Genomic DNA, 1089 nt, shown 5'->3' with positions numbered 1-1089 from the left:
CACGACACCTGGTCCGCGAGTGCCGTCGAGGAACTGCGGGCGATGGCACCGCGCACCCACCTGCCCGTACTGGATCCCTACCTGGACACCTTCCGGGTCGTGCTCGACTGGCAGGCCGGGCACTGGGACGAGGCGGAGCGTGGACTGGCGACCCTCCACGAGCGTCACCCGGACAACCCGCTGCGGTCCGGCGGGTTGCTGGCGGCGGTGCGGGGGCTCACCGCCGCCGCCCGGGGCCGCACCGCGCAGGCGGCCGCGGTGTTCGACGCCGCGCTTGCCCGGGGACTGCACCTGGACCTGTTCGGCGCCGCGGCCGGCCGGGCCCGGCTCCACCTGGCCCGCAGCGACCCGGGGGCCGCCTGGCGGACCCTGGCCGACCCGCTCGACTTCCTCGCGTTCCTGGACCGCAAGGAGGCCTGGGGCTACGCCTGGGACCTCGTGCCCACCGCCGTCGAGACCCTGCTCGCCCTCGACCGCGTCGACGAGGCCCGGGACTTGACCGAACGCCACGCCAACGCCCTCGGCGGCCGTGACGCCCCCGGCGCCGTCGCCGAACAGCACCACTGTCGCGGCCTGCTGCTGGCCGCCGCCGATCCCGACGCCGCGATGGCCGCCTTCGACCTCGCGGCGGCGCGGTGGAGCGACATCGGCCGTCCCTACCGGGCCGCCCTCGCCGCCGAACGCGCCGCCCGCACCCGGACCGGCCTCGATCGCACGGAGACCCGCCTGGCCGGCCCGATCGCCGTCTTCGAGCGCCTCGGCGCGACCTCCGACGCGGCCCGCTGCCACCGCCTGCTGCGCGAACGCGGCCGACAGACCACCAACCCGCGCGGCCGGGGCGGCTACGGCGACCGGCTCTCGCCGCGCGAGGAGCAGATCCGCGAGCTCCTCGCCATCGGCGCCACCAACAAGGACATCGCCGCCGCCCTCTTCCTCTCCACCCGCACCGTCGAGAACCACGTCGCCCGGGTCCTCGCCAAACTCCGGACCACCCGCGCCGACCTCGCCGACGGGGCGGCCTGAGCACCGCGGCGTGCTCGCCAGGACGGCGGTCCCCGCGGTCCGGGCCCACCGCCCATGACGGCCTGT

The 1089-nt window shown here is 76.9% G+C and carries 1 protein-coding gene; it reads left to right on the top strand.

The genetic code is table 11. From position 1 onward, the window contains the following. Positions 1 to 1023 (top strand): LuxR family transcriptional regulator (locus VR45_RS35970; protein WP_234326482.1); only part of this gene is annotated, 1023 nt, incomplete at its 5' end. Between the last annotated feature and the right edge of the window lie 66 nt (positions 1024 to 1089).

This window comes from Streptomyces sp. NRRL S-495 (assembly GCF_000966955.1).
In the GTDB taxonomy this organism is placed as follows: Bacteria; Actinomycetota; Actinomycetes; order Streptomycetales; family Streptomycetaceae; genus Kitasatospora; species Kitasatospora purpeofusca.
This window is presented reverse-complemented; position numbering and strand designations above follow the sequence as displayed.